General features: G+C 53.2%; 1 protein-coding gene. It reads right to left on the reverse strand.

Translation table 11 applies throughout. The features are described 5' to 3' along the window. On the reverse strand, positions 1-2,197 hold a 2,197-nt coding region (gene pglX / locus RQ738_RS13535; RefSeq protein WP_314165842.1), incomplete at both ends, for a BREX-1 system adenine-specific DNA-methyltransferase PglX.

Raw genomic sequence — 2,197 nt, forward strand, 5'->3', positions numbered from 1 at the left:
GCCAAAAGCCACGCGCAGGAACTTGCGGAAGCGCTCGGCAATGTCGTCGGTAAACCAGTCGCCGTCGAGCATAGGGATGACGTTGTCTTCGTCCGCCGGAAAGCTGGGCTCCGGAATCCGCTTCAGATAGTCCTCGATGGTTTCGCCCTGATTGGCCAGGATCAGCCCTGGCTTGTTCAGTGCATAGCGGCCAAACATGCAGCCCACGGCATAGGAAACCAGCTCGCGTATGGTGTCGGCCAGTAACAGCGCCTCCAACTCTTCATCGCTCTTGTCGTTACCGTAGCGGTAGTGAGGGTTGCAAGTCAGGGTGATCTCATTCAGCGGCACCTCGGGCTTCAACTCATCCTGCAAGCCGTAGGCCTCGATGAAGATGCGGTTGTTCTCTTCCTCCAGCCGCTGCATCTCCAGCGTCATCTCCCGCCAGTGTGCGCGGAGCTTCTGGTAGGTGGCCTTCAGGGTTGGCTGGCGGTAGTCCAGACTCAGCAGTGGCAGGCAGGTGAAGTCCCAGGAGGTCTCGTAGGAGTCCCAGTCGGTTTTAGAAAGTATAACCAGCTGATTAACCGTGCTTGTCACTGGGCGTCTTGTTTCGGAAATGCCCTTTATAGGCAGCCGTTTCAGATCTCCCACTTGAAAGTTCAAAGTTGGGTTCAGTACCTTTAGAAGTTTCGAAGATAAGCTACTGTTTAGGTAGCCCAAGAAATACGGCCGATCTTCAGCTTGTGGAAAAGCCTTTGAACCCCCGACATCAAAAATTCCACCTTGCGGCGAGAGGCGTGCGCTGAAGTTTGCGCTTGTAATCAAGCCCCACGTAATACCTTCTTTAAAATAATGGCTTTCCGAACGCGGTATATTTGGATTTTTCCCAATGAGATTGGCACGAATTTCGGCCCCATCCCTCTCCCAATTAACAACATCGAAATCATTTCCAAACCAGCGGCGGAAACCTCCGCCCTTCGAGTAAGGGAACCATTTCTTCTCAGATGCGAGGGCCTGAAACTTGTTAGCGCATCCAAACCCAACCTTGCCAAAAGATACCTCCGCCCAAGATCTCACAAACCTTCCATTGTTCGTCGTGCCAAGACCCTGGCGCGGAGTAGCATGCTCTTCAAACAGATCAGCACCAGAGAAGGCGTCCATCATTCTTTCGGTGACGAAGTATGAGATTGGAGAACCGGAAATCTTTGCGAATTGACTACTCTTGGCTTCGAAGCGCCAACCTACAGACCTATCTTCTGCGGCTTGGCGCGTAAAAAATGCCATCTCTTCATCGCCGCCCTTGAAATCCACCAGCCTGATGTAGTTGCCGACAAGATCTCTCCGACCGCTTTCGAGAGTGAAGGCACAGATTTGGACAGTGGCGCCTTTAAAGCCAGATAGAGGAAGCTCCACAAGATTAGAAATGGAATACCGCTCAGTTAGGAGTAAACGCAAAGCCTCGTGTGTCGAAATGCTCATCCATACGTTAGGCGTCATAAATCCAACGCAGCCACTTGATACAAGTAATTCGCTGAACCGTTTAACCGAAGCCGAGAATAAGTCTGAACTGAAAGCTTCGAAGTTACTGCGAAGCCAATTACTTAGGGTGGGGTTCATATTGCTCCGCCCCATATACGGCGGATTGGCAATCACCACATGGTATTTGGGACTCAGGTAATCAGCCTGCTGCAGGGCTTGCAGCACCTTCTGATGGGTCATGCTGATAAACAGCTGGCCGGAGACGTTTTTTGACTCCAGAATCCTGAGCATGCCGTCCACGTCGGTCACATCCGGACGAATCAGGGAGCCGAAGTTGTCGGCCTCTTCGAACTGGCGCAGGGTGGTTTGCAGCGGCGCGGTGAACAGGTCGCGACCAACAAAATTCATGTAGTTCTTCAGCTCACCCTCGTCGAAGTGGACATTTTCCAACACGCAGATGTTCGGCTTGACGCCCTTGTTGAAGAACCGACGCTGCTTGGCGCGGGCCTTCATCGTTAGGGCAAAGGCGGCCAGCTCCCCGGCGCGTTCGTCGATCTCGATGCCATAGAGGTTGTGGGTGAGGATCTTCTCCGGGATCTCGGCGGGATCAACGCCTTCCTCCTCGTAAATGGCATAGAGCAAGTCGAAGGCATAGGTAAGCATGTGCCCCGAACCACAGGCCGGGTCGCAGATCTTGATCTCTTCCGGCTTGGCGATGCGCAGGAAGTCCGTTTCGGCC

Origin of the sequence: Sulfuriflexus sp., from assembly GCF_032250955.1 — a bacterium.
GTDB lineage: Bacteria > Pseudomonadota > Gammaproteobacteria > AKS1 > AKS1 > Sulfuriflexus.